The 18,794-nt window shown below is 55.7% G+C and carries 16 protein-coding genes and 1 pseudogene; 10 read left to right on the forward strand and 7 right to left on the reverse strand.

The window, feature by feature from the left end; translation table 11 throughout:
• Positions 1 to 50 precede the first annotated feature (50 nt).
• Positions 51 to 1,337, forward strand: coding sequence for a citrate synthase (locus NL510_RS16135; protein ID WP_253378118.1), 1,287 nt, complete (start codon positions 51 to 53; stop codon positions 1,335 to 1,337).
• 135 nt (positions 1,338 to 1,472) lie between these two features.
• On the opposite strand, the pseudogene NL510_RS16140 reads toward NL510_RS16135, so the two are convergent.
• The 7 genes and pseudogenes from NL510_RS16140 to NL510_RS16170 form a co-directional block, all read right to left on the reverse strand.
• Positions 1,473 to 1,613: pseudogene (locus NL510_RS16140) on the reverse strand (endonuclease VIII); the annotation flags it as partial.
• Between the two features lie 20 nt (positions 1,614 to 1,633).
• On the reverse strand, positions 1,634 to 2,371 hold the full coding sequence (gene pxpA, locus NL510_RS16145) for a 5-oxoprolinase subunit PxpA (RefSeq protein ID WP_253378119.1): 738 nt from the start codon (positions 2,369 to 2,371) through the stop codon (positions 1,634 to 1,636).
• Positions 2,358 to 3,290 carry a 5-oxoprolinase subunit PxpC gene (pxpC, locus tag NL510_RS16150; protein ID WP_253378120.1) on the reverse strand — a complete coding sequence of 311 codons (933 nt, stop codon included), beginning with the start codon at positions 3,288 to 3,290 and terminating at the stop codon, positions 2,358 to 2,360. Before pxpC ends, pxpA begins: the two co-directional genes overlap by 14 nt.
• Positions 3,284 to 3,940 (reverse strand): 5-oxoprolinase subunit PxpB, encoded by a 657-nt coding sequence (pxpB, locus tag NL510_RS16155; RefSeq protein WP_253378121.1) that lies wholly within the window; start codon positions 3,938 to 3,940, stop codon positions 3,284 to 3,286. Before pxpB ends, pxpC begins: the two co-directional genes overlap by 7 nt.
• 12 nt (positions 3,941 to 3,952) lie before the next feature.
• Entirely contained in the window at positions 3,953 to 4,696 is a 744-nt protein-coding gene (locus tag NL510_RS16160; protein WP_253384964.1) for a type 2 GTP cyclohydrolase I, read from the reverse strand.
• Between the two features lie 10 nt (positions 4,697 to 4,706).
• On the reverse strand, positions 4,707 to 6,119 hold the full coding sequence (gene phrB, locus NL510_RS16165) for a deoxyribodipyrimidine photo-lyase (protein ID WP_253378122.1): 1,413 nt from the start codon (positions 6,117 to 6,119) through the stop codon (positions 4,707 to 4,709).
• Positions 6,120 to 6,319: 200 nt separating this feature from the next.
• Positions 6,320 to 6,526: a YbfA family protein gene (locus tag NL510_RS16170; RefSeq protein ID WP_253378123.1), complete on the reverse strand. Its 207-nt coding sequence runs from the start codon at positions 6,524 to 6,526 to the stop codon at positions 6,320 to 6,322.
• 309 nt (positions 6,527 to 6,835) lie between these two features.
• Between NL510_RS16170 and kdpF the strand changes: the two genes are divergently transcribed.
• The 9 genes from kdpF to potE all read left to right on the forward strand — a co-directional run bounded on the left by kdpF (position 6,836) and on the right by potE (position 18,769).
• Positions 6,836 to 6,925 (forward strand): K(+)-transporting ATPase subunit F, encoded by a 90-nt coding sequence (kdpF, locus tag NL510_RS16175; RefSeq protein ID WP_015386886.1) that lies wholly within the window; start codon positions 6,836 to 6,838, stop codon positions 6,923 to 6,925.
• Complete coding sequence (gene kdpA / locus NL510_RS16180) at positions 6,925 to 8,604, forward strand: potassium-transporting ATPase subunit KdpA (protein ID WP_253378124.1); 1,680 nt, start codon at positions 6,925 to 6,927, stop codon at positions 8,602 to 8,604. The genes kdpF and kdpA overlap by 1 nt, the downstream gene beginning before the upstream one ends.
• A gap of 18 nt (positions 8,605 to 8,622) precedes the next feature.
• A complete protein-coding gene (gene kdpB, locus NL510_RS16185; RefSeq protein WP_253378125.1) occupies positions 8,623 to 10,671 on the forward strand; it encodes a potassium-transporting ATPase subunit KdpB in 2,049 nt (682 codons plus the stop codon).
• A gap of 12 nt (positions 10,672 to 10,683) precedes the next feature.
• A complete protein-coding gene (kdpC, locus tag NL510_RS16190) occupies positions 10,684 to 11,259 on the forward strand; it encodes a potassium-transporting ATPase subunit KdpC (protein WP_253378126.1) in 576 nt (191 codons plus the stop codon).
• Positions 11,260 to 13,947: a two-component system sensor histidine kinase KdpD gene (gene kdpD, locus NL510_RS16195; protein WP_253378127.1), complete on the forward strand. Its 2,688-nt coding sequence runs from the start codon at positions 11,260 to 11,262 to the stop codon at positions 13,945 to 13,947.
• Positions 13,944 to 14,621, forward strand: coding sequence for a two-component system response regulator KdpE (gene kdpE, locus NL510_RS16200; RefSeq protein WP_253378128.1), 678 nt, complete (start codon positions 13,944 to 13,946; stop codon positions 14,619 to 14,621). Before kdpD ends, kdpE begins: the two co-directional genes overlap by 4 nt.
• A 280-nt stretch (positions 14,622 to 14,901) precedes the next feature.
• Positions 14,902 to 15,006, forward strand: coding sequence for a leader peptide SpeFL (gene speFL, locus NL510_RS16205; RefSeq protein ID WP_003858645.1), 105 nt, complete (start codon positions 14,902 to 14,904; stop codon positions 15,004 to 15,006).
• Between the two features lie 254 nt (positions 15,007 to 15,260).
• Positions 15,261 to 17,459, forward strand: coding sequence for an ornithine decarboxylase SpeF (gene speF, locus NL510_RS16210; protein WP_253378129.1), 2,199 nt, complete (start codon positions 15,261 to 15,263; stop codon positions 17,457 to 17,459).
• Positions 17,456 to 18,769 (forward strand): putrescine-ornithine antiporter, encoded by a 1,314-nt coding sequence (gene potE, locus NL510_RS16215; RefSeq protein ID WP_253378130.1) that lies wholly within the window; start codon positions 17,456 to 17,458, stop codon positions 18,767 to 18,769. Before speF ends, potE begins: the two co-directional genes overlap by 4 nt.
• Positions 18,770 to 18,794: the final 25 nt, after the last annotated feature.

Genomic DNA, 18,794 nt, shown 5'->3' on the forward strand with positions numbered 1-18,794 from the left:
CAAATCCGGTGAACAGCAGTCTTAAGCATAAGGCGCTAAGGAGACCGTAAATGGCTGATACAAAGGCACAGCTCACCCTGGGTGGTGACACTGCTATTGAACTGGATGTGCTAAAAGGCACGCTCGGTCAGGATGTTATTGATATCCGTACGCTGGGTTCCAAAGGAGTATTTACCTTTGACCCTGGATTTACCTCTACCGCATCTTGCGAATCCAAAATCACCTACATTGACGGTGACGAAGGTATCCTGCTCCATCGCGGCTTCCCCATCGATCAGTTAGCCACCGAGTCCAACTATCTTGAAGTGTGCTACATCCTGCTGAACGGCGAAAATCCGACCCAAGCTGAATACGATGAATTTGTCACTACCGTAACTCGTCACACCATGATCCATGAGCAGATTACCCGTCTGTTCCATGCGTTCCGTCGTGACTCTCACCCGATGGCGGTGATGTGCGGTATTACCGGTGCGCTGGCGGCGTTTTACCATGACTCTCTGGACGTGAATAATCCACGTCACCGTGATATCGCGGCGTTCCGTCTGCTGTCAAAAATGCCAACCATGGCAGCGATGTGCTACAAATACTCTATCGGTCAGCCGTTTGTTTACCCACGTAATGACCTCTCTTACGCAGGTAACTTCCTGCGCATGATGTTCTCCACGCCGTGCGAAGAGTATGTTGTCAACCCGGTGCTGGAACGCGCAATGGACCGTATCCTGATCCTGCACGCTGACCACGAACAGAACGCGTCGACCTCCACCGTTCGTACTGCAGGCTCGTCAGGCGCGAATCCGTTTGCCTGTATCGCTGCGGGTATCGCTTCCCTGTGGGGACCGGCGCACGGCGGCGCGAACGAAGCGGCGCTAAAGATGCTGGAAGAGATAAGCTCCGTTGAGCACATTCCTGAATTCGTGCGCCGCGCGAAAGACAAGAATGACTCCTTCCGCCTGATGGGCTTTGGTCACCGTGTTTACAAAAACTATGATCCCCGCGCAACCGTAATGCGTGAAACCTGCCATGCCGTACTGAAAGAGCTGGGCACGAAAGACGATCTGCTGGAAGTGGCCATGGAGCTGGAACACATCGCGCTTAACGACCCGTACTTCATCGAGAAGAAACTCTACCCGAACGTCGACTTTTACTCCGGCATTATCCTGAAAGCGATGGGCATTCCATCTTCCATGTTCACCGTCATTTTTGCCATGGCACGTACCGTGGGCTGGATTGCGCACTGGAACGAAATGCACGGCGAAGGTATGAAAATCGCCCGTCCTCGTCAGCTGTATACCGGCTATGAGCAGCGCGATTTTAAGTCTGATATTAAAAATAACTGATGGGCGCGGCCTGACGCTCTCTCCCACGGGAGCGGCTGAAATCAGTAAAAACGGCAATGTGAGTTGCCGTTTTGCTTTTATTTCTGACAGTGCAGGCACCCGTAAAACGGTCCTGAAGAGATCGTCGTCTTCTCAATGGGTCACCGTCTGCCCCACCAGCTGTGATTCAAACGGTTTTAGTTGAGTAAAAGCAAACCAGACGTCGGTCAGGGGTTTACCCTTTATCGCCGCCTCCAGGCCATCCGCCGCATGGCGGATCTCCGGACCTTCAGGCATTTTTTATCCTTTTCGTGAATTCAGGCACTGACGCGAATACCCTGCTGCGCAAACGCCGCCCGCAAGCTGCGCGCAAACTGCAGCGCATGCTCGCCATCACCGTGTAAACAAACCGTCTCGGCCTTAACCGGCGCGCACGTGCCGTCAATCGCCGTGACACGCCCTGAACGCACCATCTCCAGCGTCTGAGCCAACGCCAATGCGTCATCGGTAATGAGCGCGCCAGGCTGCGTGCGAGGCACCAGGCTACCGTCCGGTTGATAGCCCCGGTCAGCGAACACCTCCTGACGAGTGGTTAACCCCAGGCGTTTGCCGGCGCGAATAAGCTCGCTCCCGGCCAGACCAACAAGGATCAACTGTGGGTTGCAATCCTTCACCGCGCGGGCAATCGCCTCCGCCAGAATTGGGTCTTTTGCCGCCTGGTTATAAAGCATGCCGTGCGGCTTCACGTGGCGCATCTCGCCATTCTCCGCGCCAACAATCGCCGCCAGAGCGCCAATCTGGTAAAGCACCTGGGCATAAACCGTCTCAGGAGGAAGATCCATCGCCGTACGGCCAAAGTTCTCCCGATCGGGAAAACTTGGATGAGCGCCAATCGCCACAGCGTTTTTGACAGCATTGCGCACGCTCGCCAGCATGGTTTGCGCATCACCCGCGTGGAAACCGCAGGCGATGTTGACCGACGAAACCAGGGTCATCAGTTGCGCATCTGCCTCGCCGCCCTCACCCAGATCGGCGTTTAAATCAATCTTTACCATCGAGCCTCCAGGCCAGCTGCTCCAGATAACGCTGCTGATCCTGGCGCGCTTTCAGCGCCTCCTCCAGCGAACACTGCACGAAGTGAATCGGCTGACCGAGAGGAATTTGCGCCAGATGGTAGCGATCGGCTTCGATAATGCAGGCAATTCGCGGGTAACCACCGGTCGTCTGCGCGTCATTCATCAGAACAATGGGCTGCCCGTTACCCGGAACCTGAATAACCCCAGGCAGTAAGCCGTGGGAGAGCAGTTCCCGCTCAGTTGTTCGGGTCAGCGGTTGCCCCTGCAGGCGGTAACCCATGCGGTTACTCTGCGGGCTGATTTTCCACGGCGAGCGCCAGAAAGACTCCTTTGAGGCCTCATCAAACTCATGATATTCCGGCCCCGGTAAGGCGCGGATGTGGTTTCCCCACAGCAGTTGCTTCACACCCTGCGTCGTCGCATAGTGCCGCGTTGAAGGCTTGATTGCCAGCCGATCGCCGTCGCGCAGTAAGCGTCCTTCATGTCCGCCAATGCCCGCTTTCTGATCGGTGCTGGATGAGCCCAGCACCTCCGGTACGTCAAGGCCACCCGCCACGGCAAGATAGCTACGTACTCCGTGCCGGGGAGGTTTAAGGGTCAGACGTTGCCCGGCTTTCGCCCGCAAGCGCCAGCCGGTCCACACCGCTTTTCCCTCCAGCATGGCGTCACATCCGGCACCGGTTAAGGCAAACCAGGTCTCCTGGCTAAATTCGATCACGCACTGGCCGAGCGTAATTTCCAGCGCCGCCGTGCTGCCCGGATTGCCCACCAGCAGGTTAGCAATCTCTAGCGCCGGGCGGTCCAGCGCGCCGCAATAGCTGACGCCCGACTGGCGCATGCCAAAGCGACCGGCGTCCTGAACCGAAGTGTAAAGTCCTGCGCGAATCAGCGTTAACATACCCCCTCCTTCTGCGGGATAAAGCGAAGGGTGTCGCCCGGACGCAGAAGGATTGGCGCATCCTGGCGTGGTTCAAATAACGGCGTGCAGGTGTGCCCGATAAGCTGCCAGCCCCCCGGTGAAGCGAGCGGATAAATTCCCGTTTGCTCGCCACCAATCGCCACGGTGCCTGCCGGCACGCTCAGACGCGGCTCAGCCCGGCGCGGAGTATGCAACTGGGGCGATAGCCCGCCCAGATAGGGAAAACCCGGCTGAAAGCCCAAAAACCAGACGACATACTCGATTGAGCTGTGCAGCGCCACCACCTGCTTTTCGGTTAACCCACAGTGTGCGGCGACCACGCCGAGATCGGGGCCACTCTTGCCGCCGTAGACGACCGGGATCTCAACGGCCCTGGATTCCGGCTCCAGCGCCTCGCTCTCCTCCCACCAGCGCTGCAGACGTTCAATGGCATCCAGCGCCCCCGTGTGCGGGTTGCGCAGCACCACGGTGATATTATTCATACCCGGAATAGCTTCAATCACCCCCGGCATCTCCGGCAGGCGCTGGGCCAGCCGCCAGATACGCTTTTGCGTGGCAAGCGTCACCGGCGGCTCAAGCTCCAGAACCACGGCGGATTCACCCAGAAGATAACAACGCGCTCGCTGCACTCTGATACCTCGTCAGGCTGGGTTAGGGATATCAATAAAGGTGACATCCAGATCGGTATTTTCCGTCAGCCACTCGCTGAGGGCGCGAATACCGCCGCGCTCGGTAGCATGGTGGCCTGCCGCGTAAAAATGCAGCCCCTGCTCGCGGGCGGAGTGAACCGTCTTCTCGGAGACTTCACCGGTAATAAATGCGTCGACGCCGAAGCGCGCTGCACTGTCGATAAAGCCCTGGCCGCCACCGGTACACCAGGCGACACGCGTCACCTTATCGGGCCCCGTGTCCCCACACCACAGCGGGCGACGCCCCAGACGCGCTTCTATCCACGAGGCCAGTTCAAGCCCGGGAACCGGCATAGCCAGCTCGCCCCAGGACACCAGCGGCTCGATTTCCCCCATGACCGTGATACCCAGCAGTTGCGCAAGCTGAACGTTATTTCCCAGTTCAGGGTGCGCGTCCAGCGGCAGATGGTACCCGTACAGGTTGATGTCATTTGCCAGCAGCGTTTTGAGACGGTTGCGCTTCATGCCGCGAATAATCGGTGATTCGTTTTTCCAGAAATAACCGTGGTGGACAATCACCGCATCGGCTTCCTGACGTACCGCTTCATCCAGCAATGCCTGGCTTGCCGTCACGCCGGTGATGATTTTCTTCACCGTTTCACGTCCTTCCACCTGCAGGCCATTTGGCCCATAGTCGCTGAAGGAGGCGCTGTTGAGTTTTTCGTTAATCAGGCTTTCCAGTTCACTGTTTTTCATCATCACTCCCTTATGTTTTACGGGCGGCTTCGTACGCCGCCAGCGTGGCGACGCGCGCCTGTTTATGGTCGACAATCGGACGAGGGTAATCAAGCGTCACGCTCTGTTTATCCGCCCATACCCACGGGTCGTGAATCGCTTTCGCGGGAACATCCTTAAGTTCAGGTACCCAGCGGCGGATGAACTCGCCTTCTGCATCAAATCGTTGTCCCTGGGTGGTCGGATTAAAAATGCGAAAATAAGGTGCGGCATCGGTTCCGGTGGAGGCAGCCCACTGCCAGCCGCCGTTATTCGCGGCGAGATCGCCATCGATCAGCTGAGAAATAAAATAGCGCTCTCCGATTCGCCAGTCGATAAGCAGATCCTTCACCAGGAAGCTGGCGGCGATCATCCGCAGGCGGTTATGCATCCACCCGGTTTCATTAAGCTGCCGCATAGCCGCATCAACAATCGGGAAACCGGTGAGACCACGCTGCCATGCCTTAAGCCGCTTCTCATTCGACTGCCACTGTACATTATCAGTCCAACGAATGAAGGGCCGATGTTTACATAAATCAGGATGATAGGTCATCAGATGGCGATAAAACTCACGCCAGATAAGTTCATTCAGCCAGACAGAACCCGCGCCGCCGTCCAGCGCCTGCGGCTGTTCCGCCAGCAGACGATGCAGACACTGTCGCGCAGAGAGCATGCCCAGGGCTAAGCAGGCCGACAGACGGCTGGTGCCTTCAATCGCTGGAAAATCCCGACGCGCGTTGTAATCAGCCGCACCCTGCTTGCAGAACTGGCGCAGTTGGGCGATGGCCGCTTTTTCATTGGCGGGAAACAGGGTTTCATCAAACGTCTGCTGAGGGTAATCAAAGGCCAGTTGGGGCAGATCCGTTAAGGGCTCCCCTCTCACCGCAGGCGCGGCAACGCACTCCGGCAGCGCCTCTTTCAGGCGTTTGATAAAGGCATTTTTGAAGGGCGTAAACACTTTATACATTTCGTGGTTGCCGGTCATCACGCTGCCCGGCGGCAGCATGACGCTGTCATCAAATCCTTCACAGACCACATCGTCCAGCACCTTCTCCAGTTGACGATCGCGCTGTTGCTCGTTGAATTCGTACTGGTAGTTATAGAAAAGATGCGTGACGTTATGCTGCTCACACGTTTTCTGCACCATCCGGAGCTGTGCGGCAAAATCATCCACCTCTTTATAGATTAGCGGAATGCCTTTGTTAGCCAACGAATGTTGCAGATCATTCAGAGACGCGCTGAGTAATGCCGCTTGCCTGGGCGCCATGTCGTGCTGCTGCCACTGCTCAGGCGTGGCGATAAACAGGGCCAGCACATTGGCGTTTTTGGCGCGGCAGGCGGCCGCGAGTGCAATATTATCGTGAATGCGTAAATCCGCGCGAAACCAAACCATATAGGTGGGCATAAAACTCCAGGCAATTGTCCATTATGTCCGTAAGGGCATGCAATAAAAGGATAAAGGCATGCATAGAACTACTTTGCCATGAAGTGTAGACGGGATGAAATAAAAAAGGCCGCCCGAGGAGTAATGCCAGTCAGTTAAGCAACTGACCGGCATTACTCATTTCTGTTGGCGGTTTTTTATGGCCGTTTGCGATCTTAGTGTCAGTAAAAATCACAGGTCGCTTTTTCGGCCTGGTCCATCCACACCGGTTTCTCGCTGGTTTTCACCCAGACACGGTGCAGATAACTATAAAAACGTGCACGATCTCTCCAGAAAAGCATCACCGGCAGTGCCAGCACGCCAGCCACTACGGCGAAAGCGCGACGCATGAAAATGATGTGTGCCGGATACGCTTTATAAAGATCCATATTTTTCTCCCCTGTAGTTGGCCGGAAATCTGTTCCGGAAAATTTAAAATCTGTGGCCTGGATAAAATACTATCGCTTTGTGCGTAATTTTACTACTCATCCGACCACTTATTTGCAGTCGTTTATTGATTATTTACATATTTAGCGTAATAAAGTTACAAAAAAGTTAAATATTTACTTAACAATAGTTAAATTGTGGGCATTGCCATTTTTATACTTTTTTTACATCTCCAGTCCTGATTTTTGCGAAATCTTTGCGCCGTAAATCCTACCGTTAGCACCAATACAAATGTCACCCGGAGGTGGATTGTGAGTGCAGGTCTGATTACCGGCATCGTGCTGGTGTTCCTGTTATTGGGTTATCTGGTTTATGCCCTGATTAATGCGGAGGCATTCTGATGGCCGCTCAGGCGTTTTTACTGATTGCCAGCTTTTTACTGGTGTTGTTTGTTCTGGCCAGGCCTTTGGGGTCCGGGCTTGCGAGGCTCATCAACAATGTGGCCTTACCGGCTACGGGCCGCATTGAAAAAGGAATATGGCGGGTTCTTGGAATTGACGATCGGGAGATGAACTGGCGACAGTACCTGCTGGCTATTCTGGTGCTTAACATCACCGGTCTTTGCGTACTCTTTGCCATGCTGATGCTGCAGGGGAGTCTGCCGCTGAACCCCCAGCGTTTGCCGGGTCTCTCATGGCACCTTGCGCTAAATACCGCCGTCAGTTTCGTCAGTAATACCAACTGGCAATCTTATGCCGGTGAAACCACGCTCAGCTACTTCAGCCAGATGGCTGGACTGACCGTGCAGAACTTTCTCTCAGCTGCCAGTGGGATAGCTGTGATCTTTGCCCTGACGCGCGCCTTCGTCCGTCAGAATAGCAGTACGCTGGGTAACGCCTGGGTAGACATCACGCGCATCACGTTGTGGGTTCTGCTCCCCCTTTCACTGCTTATTGCGCTGTTCTTTATCCAGCAAGGCTCGCTGCAAAACCTGCTGCCTTACGCACCTTATACCTCGCTTGAAGGGGCAAAACACCTCCTGCCAATGGGCCCTGTTGCGTCGCAGGAGGCGATAAAAATGCTCGGCACCAACGGCGGCGGATTCTTCAATGCCAACTCCTCGCACCCGTTTGAAAACCCAACAGCGCTTACTAACGTCGTGCAGATGCTGGCGATCTTCCTGATCCCCGCTGCGCTCTGCTTTGCATTCGGTGATGTCGTCAACGACCGTCGTCAGGGGCGTACGCTGCTGTGGACAATGTCGCTCATTTTCGTGGTCTGCGTCGCGCTGGTGATGTGGGCAGAGTGGCAGGGTAACAGCCACTTCATGTCGCTGGGCGCTGACAGCAACATCAATATGGAAGGTAAAGAGAGCCGCTTTGGCATTCTTGCCAGCAGCCTCTATGCGGTGGTGACCACGGCAGCCTCCTGCGGGGCGGTGAATGCGATGCACGACTCCTTCACAGCCCTCGGCGGCATGTTCCCGATGTGGTTGATGCAAATTGGTGAAGTGGTATTTGGCGGCGTGGGCTCTGGCCTGTACGGCATGTTGCTTTTTGTGCTGCTGGCGGTATTTATCGCAGGCCTGATGATTGGCCGTACCCCGGAATACCTCGGTAAAAAAATTGATGTACGGGAAATGAAGTTTACCGCGCTGGCCATTCTGGTCACCCCTGCCCTCGTGCTGCTCGGTACCGCGCTAGCGCTGATGACCGACGCCGGCCGCAGCGGCATCTTTAACCCCGGCATTCACGGCTTTAGCGAAGTGCTGTACGCCGTCTCGTCTGCCGCCAACAACAACGGCAGTGCCTTCGCAGGCTTAAGCGCCAACTCGCCGTTCTGGAACTGCCTGCTGGCGTTTTGCATGTTGGTTGGCCGCTTTGGCGTGATCGTGCCGGTCATGGCGATTGCGGGCTCTCTGGTCAGTAAAAAAATACAGCCCGCCACCACCGGTACGCTACCCACCCATGGCGCGCTTTTTACCGGGCTGCTGATTGGCACAGTGTTGCTGGTAGGCGCCCTGACCTTTATTCCCGCCCTCGCGTTAGGCCCGGTCGCGGAAATCCTCTCATTACGCTGATTTTGCGGAGAATTTGTCATGAGTCGTAAACAACTGGCCCTGCTTGAACCGTCGTTAGTTCGTCAGGCCTTCATGGATGCGGTGAAAAAGCTGAGCCCGCGCGTACAGTGGCACAATCCGGTGATGTTTATCGTCTGGATTGGGAGTGTGCTGACCACCGCGCTGGCGATTGCCATGGGAACGGGCCACCTATTCGGGAACGCAATATTTACCGGCGCTATCAGCCTGTGGCTGTGGTTTACCGTGCTGTTTGCCAACGTCGCCGAAGCCCTGGCGGAAGGCCGGAGCAAAGCCCAGGCCAACAGCCTGAAAGGGGTGAAAAAGACTGCTTTTGCGCGCAAATTACGCGAACCAAAATACGGCGCGCAGATGGACCACGTTCCGGCAGATGAACTGCGCAAAGGCGACGTGGTGCTGGTGGAAGCCGGGGACATCATCCCTTGCGACGGGGAAGTGATTGAGGGCGGCGCTTCGGTAGACGAAAGCGCCATTACCGGGGAATCCGCGCCGGTTATTCGTGAATCCGGCGGTGACTTCGCCTCCGTGACGGGCGGGACGCGTATTCTTTCCGACTGGCTGGTTATTCAGTGCAGCGTCAACCCGGGTGAAACTTTCCTCGACCGGATGATCGCCATGGTGGAAGGTGCGCAGCGTCGGAAAACGCCGAACGAAATTGCCCTGACCATTTTACTGGTTGCCCTGACCATTGTCTTTCTGCTGGCAACCGCCACCCTGTGGCCGTTCTCAGCATACGGCGGTACGGCGGTTAGTACCACTGTACTGGTTGCTCTGCTGGTGTGCCTGATCCCAACCACCATCGGTGGCCTGCTGTCCGCCATCGGCGTGGCCGGGATGAGCCGTATGCTGGGTGCAAACGTTATGGCCACCAGCGGACGTGCCGTTGAGGCGGCGGGTGACGTTGACGTGTTACTGCTGGATAAAACCGGGACCATTACCCTTGGAAACCGTCAGGCATCACAGTTCTTGCCCGCTCCCGGCATAGATGAAAAAACGCTGGCCGATGCCGCGCAACTCTCTTCCCTTGCCGATGAAACCCCCGAAGGCCGCAGCATTGTCATTCTGGCGAAGCAGCGCTTTAACCTGCGCCAGCGTGACGTGCAAAACCTTAATGCGACGTTTGTCCCTTTCACCGCGCAAACCCGCATGAGCGGTATCGACATTCAGGACCGGATGATCCGTAAGGGTTCCGTTGATGCCATACGTCGCCATATTGACGCCAACAACGGGCATTTCCCGCCCGAGGTGGATCAGTTGGTTGAGAATGTGGCCCGCCAGGGGGCAACGCCGCTGGTCGTTGCCGAAGGCGCGCATGTGCTGGGTGTGATTTCCCTGAAGGATATCGTTAAAGGCGGCATCAAAGAGCGCTTTGCCCAACTGCGTAAAATGGGGATCAAAACGGTGATGATCACCGGCGACAACCGCCTGACCGCCGCCGCCATTGCCGCCGAAGCAGGGGTGGATGACTTCCTCGCCGAAGCGACGCCGGAAGCCAAGCTGGCGCTGATCCGTCAGTATCAGGCAGAGGGACGCCTAGTGGCGATGACGGGAGATGGCACTAACGATGCCCCGGCCCTTGCGCAGGCCGACGTAGCGGTGGCGATGAACTCCGGAACCCAGGCGGCAAAAGAGGCGGGTAATATGGTCGATCTGGACTCTAACCCCACCAAGTTGATTGAAGTCGTCCACATCGGCAAGCAGATGCTGATGACGCGCGGCTCCCTCACCACCTTCAGTATCGCTAATGACGTGGCGAAGTATTTCGCCATCATCCCGGCGGCCTTTGCTGCGACTTATCCGCAGCTCAATGCGCTGAACGTCATGCACCTGCACTCCCCGGACTCGGCCATTCTTAGCGCAGTTATCTTTAACGCACTGATCATTGTCTTCCTGATCCCGCTGGCGCTGAAAGGAGTGAGTTATAAGCCATTAACCGCGGCCGCCATGTTGCGCCGGAACCTGTGGATTTATGGCCTGGGCGGACTGGTGGCGCCCTTCGTTGGGATCAAGGTTATCGACCTGCTGTTGACCCTGTTCGGTCTGGTTTAAAAGGTGAATCAAATGACACTGTTACGCCCCGCTATACTTCTGTTTATTCTGTTGTCTCTGGTCACCGGCGGGCTTTACCCGCTGGTCACTACTGCGCTCGGTCAGTGGTGGTTTACGGATCAAGCCAATGGCTCGCTGATTATCCAGAACGGTGAAAACCGTGGTTCGCGCCTGATTGGACAAAACTTCACGGACGCCCGCTACTTCCACGGCCGCCCTTCCGCCACCGCTGAAAGCCCGTATAATCCGATGGCCTCGGGCGGGAGTAATCTGGCGGGCAGCAACCCGGCTCTGGATAAAGCCATCGCAGAGCGCGTCGCTGCCCTGCGTGCCGCCAATCCGCAGGCCAGCCGCGAGGTTCCCGTCGAGCTGGTGACGGCCTCCGCAAGCGGGCTGGACTACAGCCTGACGCCGGACGCGGTCGCATGGCAAATCCCGCGCGTAGCCGCTGCGCGTCAACTGACGGTTGATCGGGTGAGCGAGCTGGTCGCCAGACACACGCAACAGCCGCTGGTCAGTTTCATCGGTATGCCGGGAGTAAACATTGTTGAGCTTAATCTGGCGCTGGACGCGCTAAGGAAAAACTAAATGACCGATGAACCCATGCGCCCGGATCCGGACAAGCTACTCGAACAGACGGCTGAAGCCCATCGTGGGAAACTGAAAATTTTCTTCGGCGCCTGCGCGGGGGTCGGGAAAACCTTCGCCATGCTGACAGAGGCTAAACGGCTTCGGGCGCAGGGGCTTGCTATTTTAACGGGCGTGGTGGAAACCCACGGCCGCAAAGAGACAGAAGCGTTATTAACGGGGCTGGCCACTCTGCCCCCCCGTCGCATTAGCCATCGTGGGCGGCGGGTCACCGAATTTGATCTGGATGCGGCCCTCGCCCGCCGCCCGGCGCTTATTCTGATGGATGAACTGGCACACAGTAACACCCCAGGTTCACGGCATCCGAAACGCTGGCAGGATGTCGAAGAGTTACTCGAAGCCGGCATTGACGTATTTACGACGGTCAATGTGCAGCATCTCGAAAGTCTGAACGATGTGGTAAGCGGCGTGACCGGCATTCAGGTGCGGGAGACAGTTCCCGATCCGTTCTTTGATTCCGCTGATGAAGTGGTGCTGGTGGATCTGCCCCCGGACGATTTACGTCAGCGCCTGCATGAAGGCAAGGTCTATATTGCAGGCCAGGCCGAGCGAGCCATCGAACATTTCTTTCGCAAAGGTAACCTGATTGCGCTACGTGAGCTGGCCCTGCGCCGTACCGCCGATCGTGTTGATGACCAGATGCGTGCCTGGCGCGATCTGCAGGGCCAGGAACGGGTCTGGCATACCCGTGACGCCATTTTGCTCTGTATCGGCCACGGCAGCGGTAATGAAAAACGGGTGCGTACCGCAGCAAGGCTGGCGGCAAAATTTGGCAGCGTCTGGCATGCGGTCTATGTTGAAACACCTCACCTCCATGCGCTGCCTGAACCTCAGCGTCGCGCCATACTCAACGCCTTACGCCTGGCGCAGGAGCTGGGGGCGGAAACAGCCACCCTGTCCGATCCCCTGGAGGACAAAGCCATACTGCGTTATGCGCGTGAACACAACCTGGGCAAAATTGTTATTGGCCGTCGCCAGCGCCAGCGCTGGTTTGGCCGCGAATCGTTTGCTGACAAACTGGCCCGACGTGCCCCCGATCTGGATTTAGTCATCGTGGCACAGGACGACAAACCCGCCCCGCTGCCCAACCGTACTGCGGATACCCGCACTTTCAGCGATAAATGGCGGATTCAGATCCGTGGCTGCCTTATCGCCGTGGTACTTTGCGCGCTGATCACCGTGATTGCCAGCCAGTGGCTAATCGCCTTCGACGCGGCCAACCTGGTGATGATTTACCTGCTTGGCGTGGTGGTGGTAGCCCTCTTTTATGGACGCTGGCCTTCGGTGCTGGCAACGGTGATTAACGTCGTCAGTTTCGATCTCTTCTTTATTTCTCCGCGCGGAACGCTCGCCGTTTCCGACGTGCAGTACATTCTGACTTTCGGCGTAATGCTCACCGTCGGGCTGGTGATTGGGAATCTGACCGCTGGCGTTCGCTATCAGGCGCGCATTGCCCGCTACCGCGAACAGCGCACACGTCATTTGTATGAGATGTCTAAATCGCTGGCCGTTGGCCGCACGCCGCTGGATATTGTGCACACCAGCGAGCAGTTTATCCGCTCGACGTTTAACGCCAGCAACCTGATATTGCTCCCGGATGAACAGGGGAAGCTGCGCCCGCTGACGTCATCCTCAGGCATGACGCCCTGGGATGAAGCTATCGCCCGCTGGAGTTTTGACAAGGCACAGCCTGCAGGCGCCGGGACGGACACGCTGCCCGGCGTACCCTATCAAATTTTGCCGCTGCGCAGCGCGAATAAAAATCAGGGGCTGGTTATCGTTGAGCCTTCAAATCTGCGTCAGTTAATGATCCCCGAGCAGCAGCGTCTGCTGGAGACCTTTACCCTACTGGTCGCCAGCGCGCTGGAACGCCTGGCGCTCACCACCAGCGAAGAGCAGGCGCGTCTGGCCAGCGAGCGGGAGAGCATACGGAATTCCTTGCTGGCGGCGCTCTCCCACGATCTGCGAACGCCGCTCACCGTGCTGTTCGGTCAGTCAGAAATTCTGACGCTGGATCTTGCCGCCGAAGGCTCAAAACATGCCGTCCAGGCCAGTGAAATCCGCCAGCATGTGCTAAATACCACGCGTCTGGTAAACAACTTGCTTGATATGGCGCGCATTCAGTCGGGTGGGTTTAACCTGAAAAAAGAGTGGCTGACAATCGAGGAAGTGATAGGCAGTGCCTTGAAAATGCTGGAGCCGGGTCTGGGCGGTCGTCATATTGCATTGAACATACCCGAACCGCTGACCTTAATTCACGTCGATGGCCCGCTGTTTGAGCGCGTTCTTATTAATCTACTGGAAAATGCCGGTAAATATGCGGGCGTAAAAGCGCAGATTGGTGTGGATGCCACCGTGGATGACCAGACGTTCCGGCTTGATGTCTGGGATACGGGGCCAGGCATTCCCAAGGGACAAGAGCAGGCGATATTCGAAAAATTTGCCCGGGGAAGCAAGGAGTCCGCCATTCCGGGCGTCGGACTGGGTCTGGCGATTTGCCAGGCGATCATTGAGGTCCACGGTGGCGCCCTTTCGGCGCAGAATCGCCCGGAGGGAGGCGCGCGTTTTTGTGTTACACTTCCACTGGAACGCCCGCCAGAACTTGATGAATTACCCGAGGATTTGTGATTAACGTTCTGATCGTTGAAGACGAACATGCCATCAGTCGATTTCTGCGTGCGGCGCTGGAAGGGGACGGCCTGCGCGTTCATGAGGCTGGCACCCTACAGCGGGGTTTAATTGAAGCCGCCACGCGCAAGCCGGATCTGGTTATCCTCGATCTCGGGCTGCCGGACGGCGACGGTATCGATTTCATTCGTGAGGTTCGCCAGTGGAGCCAGATGCCGATTCTGGTGCTTTCTGCGCGCACAGAAGAGACGGATAAAATTGCGGCCCTGGATGCCGGCGCGGATGACTATCTCATCAAGCCGTTTGGCATTGGCGAGCTGCAGGCCCGCCTTCGCGTTGCCCTGCGTCGACACAGTGCCTCTACGCCCACCGATCCGGTGTATACCTTTGGCGATATCCGCGTCGATCTTGCCGCACGTCGTATTGTGCGTGGCGAAGAAGAAATTCACCTTACCCCTATTGAGTTTCGACTGCTCGCCGTGTTGCTCAACAACCACGGTAAAGTGCTTACCCAGCGCCAGCTGTTGAGTCAGGTTTGGGGACCCAACGCCGTAGAACATAGTCATTATTTACGCATATATATGGGCCATCTTCGTCAGAAGCTGGAACGTGACCCCGCCCGTCCCCGTCATTTATTAACTGAAACCGGTATTGGTTATCGGTTTATGCTTTGAATACTTATTCACTTTTTTTTTCGTATAAATAAAACCAGAAAACAGACACGTTGCAAAAATTAACCCCCCCGCCCTTTAGCGATAAATTACCGCGCATTTAAAAACATACATAAAACATTAAAATAACACCTGTTCAACAACTGAGAAGTTCGAACTGCTGTATTCATATAAAACGAATATTTATTTCTATTTTGATCGTTTAACGGTGATCTGTTTCACAGATAATCATGTTTTCCTGGATAAAATGACATTGCTTTCGATTACTGAAAGGAAAATGGAAATGGAAAACAATAATCGCTTAATGCCCCATATAAGGCGGACAACGCATATCATGATGTTTGCCCACCGAAACTGCTTTGACTTTCATCTCTTTAATGCCCGGTAGTCCTTCTGTTACAGGCGCACCCGCTTACAGGTCACACATAATTACGTTAATTTACAGGCCATTGCCTGTGAACCCGTGCGCTCATTTCGCCTGATTAAGACTTCTCCGCCGCCGGGCGGACTAAATTTCCACGCTTAAAAAGCCATTCACCGAGCGCTTCTCAGTGAGCGTGTTTTGCTTTTTTTCGGGACGTTATCGATTTCTTTCATACCAGAAATCGACGGACTCCCATTACCTGAAATAAAGAGATGAAAATGAAAAGTTTGAAAATCGCAGCCAGTCGAGCATGCCCTGAATGTTTTACCACTCACCGTGAACTGGTGGATATTAACACCACGGATTATATTGATGTTGCCGCTATCGTTCTGGCGGTAAGTGATATTTCCCGCGGAGCAATAGAACAAATAGAAGCAACCGGTTTTGCTATCCCTTTATTTATCGCCACGTATAAAGAAGAGATCATACCGGCAGAATATTTATCGCGGATCCATGGCGTTTTTGAGTACTCAGAGACCAGTAACGACTACTACGGACGCCAACTGGAGGCCGCCGCGCAAAAGTATGAAACCCAACTGCGCCCACCGTTTTTCCGCGCCCTGGTCGATTACGTAAAACAGGGTAACAGCGCATTCGACTGCCCGGGCCATCAGGGCGGGCAATTTTTTCGCCGCCATCCTGCTGGAAATCAGTTCGTCGATTTCTTCGGTGAAACGCTTTTTCGCTCAGATCTCTGTAATGCCGATGTCGCCATGGGCGACCTGCTGATTCATGAGGGCGCGCCGTGCATCGCTCAACAGCATGCGGCAAAGGTGTTTAATGCCGATAAGACCTACTTCGTGCTGAACGGAACTTCATCATCCAATAAAGTGGTGCTTAACGCTCTGCTTACCCCAGGCGACCTGGTGCTGTTCGATCGCAATAACCATAAATCTAACCACCACGGCGCACTCCTGCAGGCTGGCGCAACACCGGTTTATCTGGAAACAGCGCGCAATCCGTACGGCTTTATCGGCGGGATTGACGCCCACTGCTTTGATGAGAGGTACCTGCGTGAACAGGTGGCAGACGTTGCGCCTGCACGCGCACGCGATGAGCGGCCGTTCCGTCTGGCGGTGATCCAGCTCGGGACCTATGATGGCACCGTTTATAACGCTCGCCAGGTAGTCGATAAAATAGGCCATCTTTGCGACTACATCCTCTTTGACTCCGCCTGGGTAGGTTACGAGCAATTTATCCCCATGATGGCCGATTGCTCACCGCTGCTGCTGGAGCTGAACGGAAATGACCCAGGGATCCTGGTGACTCAGTCGGTGCATAAACAACAGGCCGGCTTTTCACAAGCCTCGCAGATCCATAAGAAAGACCGCCACATTAAAGGCCAGTCGCGGTATGTTCCGCATAAACGCCTCAACAACGCTTTTATGATGCACGCCTCCACCAGCCCGTTCTATCCTCTGTTTGCCGCGCTGGACATTAACGCCCGCATGCACGAGGGGCAAAGTGGTCGCAATATGTGGATGGACTGCGTGGTAACCGGCATTGAAGCGCGCAAGCTTATTCTTGAGAACTGCCAGTTTATTCGCCCGTTCGTACCGGATACGGTGGATGGCCGGCCGTGGGAAAGCTGGGACACGGGAGAGATTGCCACGGACCTGCGCTTTTTCCACTTTGTGCCGGGTGAGAACTGGCACGCTTTCGAGGGCTATGCTGAACATCAGTATTTTATCGACCCCTGCAAACTGCTGCTGACCACGCCGGGCATTAATTCCCGCACCGGTGAGTACGAGGATTTCGGCGTGCCCGCCACCATCCTTGCCCACTTTCTGCGTGAAAACGGCATCGTGCCGGAAAAATGCGACCTCAACTCCATCCTGTTTCTGCTCACGCCTGCAGAGGATATGGGCAAATTGCAGCAGTTGGTTGCTCAACTGGTACATTTTGAAAAACGGCTCCAGACGGATGCTCCTCTTAAGGAGGTTTTGCCCTCCATCTGTAAACACTATCCCCAGCGCTACGCGGATTATAGCCTGCGCCAGATCTGCCAGGAAATGCATGAGCTCTATGCGCGTCACAACGTCAAACAGCTGCAAAAAGAGATGTTCCGTCAGTCCCACTTCCCGCGCGTGGTAATGAGCCCGCAACAGGCGAACTACGCCTATCTGCGTGGCGACGTCGAACTGGTTTCCCTGCGCGATGCCGAAGGCCGGATTGCCGCCGAAGGTGCGCTGCCTTATCCACCGGGCGTGTTATGCGTGGTCCCGGGCGAAGTCTGGGGCGGTTCAGTGCTGCGCTACTTTGCGGCACTGGAGGAAGGGATCAATCTGTTGCCCGGCTTCGCGCCGGAACTGCAGGGCGTGTATATCGAAGAGTGTGACGGTCATCAACAGGTTCGCTGTAACGTTATCAAACAACCTGCCGTTCAGACCGCGCTGCTGAAAGGAGAGCAATTATGAGTAAGTCCAATAAAATGGGCGTGGTGCAACTCACCATCCTTACAATGGTGAATATGATGGGATCAGGAATTATTATGCTCCCCACCAAACTTGCCGAAGTAGGTACGCTTTCGATCATTTCCTGGCTGGTGACGGCCGTGGGTTCAATGGCACTGGCATGGGCATTCGCCAAATGCGGAATGTTCAGCCGCAAGTCAGGCGGGATGGGCGGCTATGCGGAGTACGCGTTTGGCAAGTCGGGCAACTTTATGGCCAACTATACCTATGGCGTGTCGCTGCTGATCGCCAACGTGGCAATTGCTATTTCCGCCGTCGGTTATGGCACGGAGCTGTTTGGTGCCACGCTCACCCCGGTGCAAATTGGGCTGGCGACCATCGGCGTGCTGTGGATTTGCACCCTCGCTAACTTTGGCGGCGCACGTATCACCGGACAGCTTAGCAGCATTACCGTCTGGGGGGTGATTATTCCGGTTGTAGGGCTGTGCATCATCGGCTGGTTCTGGTTTAGCCCAACGCTGTACGCCCATTCCTGGAATCCGCACCATGTACCGTTCTTTACCGCAGTGGGATCATCTATCGCCATGACGTTATGGGCCTTCCTCGGCCTGGAATCTGCCTGTGCCAATGCTGAAGTGGTGGAAAATCCCGAGAAGAATGTTCCCATTGCGGTGCTCGGCGGCACGCTGGGCGCGGCGGTTATCTATATCATCTCGACCAACGTTATCGCAGGGATTGTGCCGAATAGCGATCTCGCCAACTCCACCGCGCCGTTCGGCCTGGCCTTCGCGCAGATGTTTACACCGGAAACAGGGAAAGTCATTATGGGGCTGATGGTCATCTCATGCTGCGGTTCGCTTCTCGGCTGGCAATTCACCATCGCCCAGGTGTTTAAATCCTCGGCTGATGAGAGTTATTTCCCGAAAATATTCGCCCGTGTGACGCAATCTGACGCGCCGGTGCAGGGCATGTTAGCGATCGTTATCTTCCAGAGTTGCCTGGCGCTGATGACCATAAGCCCGTCGCTGAACAGCCAGTTTAACGTACTGGTTAACCTGGCGGTCGTCACCAACATCATTCCGTACATTCTGTCGATGGCGGCGCTGGTGATTATTCAGAAGGTGGCGAACGTTGATCCGGGTAAAGCGAGGGCGGCCAACGTTGTGGCGCTAATGGGGGCAGTTTACAGCTTCTATGCGCTCTACTCTTCCGGTCAGGAAGCGATGCTCTACGGCGCGATAGTGACTTTTATGGGCTGGACGCTGTATGGGCTGGTGTCGCCAAGATTTGAACTGAAGAATAAACATGGTTAGCTAAACGCAAAACGGCAACCTGCAG

Origin of the sequence: unidentified bacterial endosymbiont, assembly GCF_918797525.1 — a bacterium.
Classification (GTDB): domain Bacteria; phylum Pseudomonadota; class Gammaproteobacteria; order Enterobacterales; family Enterobacteriaceae; genus Enterobacter.

Excerpts from the sequence above, each read along its gene's own strand:
- NL510_RS16170 (WP_253378123.1), bottom strand. The coding sequence starts at position 6,526 with ATGGATCTTTATAAAGCGTATCCGGCACACATCATTTTCATGCGTCGC.
- speFL (WP_003858645.1), top strand. The coding sequence starts at position 14,902 with ATGGAAAACAATAATCGCTTAATGCCCCATATAAGGCGGACAACGCAT.
- NL510_RS16135 (WP_253378118.1), top strand. The coding sequence starts at position 51 with ATGGCTGATACAAAGGCACAGCTCACCCTGGGTGGTGACACTGCTATT.
- pxpA (WP_253378119.1), bottom strand. The coding sequence starts at position 2,371 with ATGGTAAAGATTGATTTAAACGCCGATCTGGGTGAGGGCGGCGAGGCA.
- kdpA (WP_253378124.1), top strand. The coding sequence starts at position 6,925 with ATGGCCGCTCAGGCGTTTTTACTGATTGCCAGCTTTTTACTGGTGTTG.
- NL510_RS16160 (WP_253384964.1), bottom strand. The coding sequence starts at position 4,696 with ATGAAAAACAGTGAACTGGAAAGCCTGATTAACGAAAAACTCAACAGC.
- kdpD (WP_253378127.1), top strand. The coding sequence starts at position 11,260 with ATGACCGATGAACCCATGCGCCCGGATCCGGACAAGCTACTCGAACAG.
- kdpB (WP_253378125.1), top strand. The coding sequence starts at position 8,623 with ATGAGTCGTAAACAACTGGCCCTGCTTGAACCGTCGTTAGTTCGTCAG.
- potE (WP_253378130.1), top strand. The coding sequence starts at position 17,456 with ATGAGTAAGTCCAATAAAATGGGCGTGGTGCAACTCACCATCCTTACA.
- pxpC (WP_253378120.1), bottom strand. The coding sequence starts at position 3,290 with ATGTTAACGCTGATTCGCGCAGGACTTTACACTTCGGTTCAGGACGCC.
- speF (WP_253378129.1), top strand. The coding sequence starts at position 15,261 with ATGAAAAGTTTGAAAATCGCAGCCAGTCGAGCATGCCCTGAATGTTTT.
- kdpC (WP_253378126.1), top strand. The coding sequence starts at position 10,684 with ATGACACTGTTACGCCCCGCTATACTTCTGTTTATTCTGTTGTCTCTG.
- phrB (WP_253378122.1), bottom strand. The coding sequence starts at position 6,119 with ATGCCCACCTATATGGTTTGGTTTCGCGCGGATTTACGCATTCACGAT.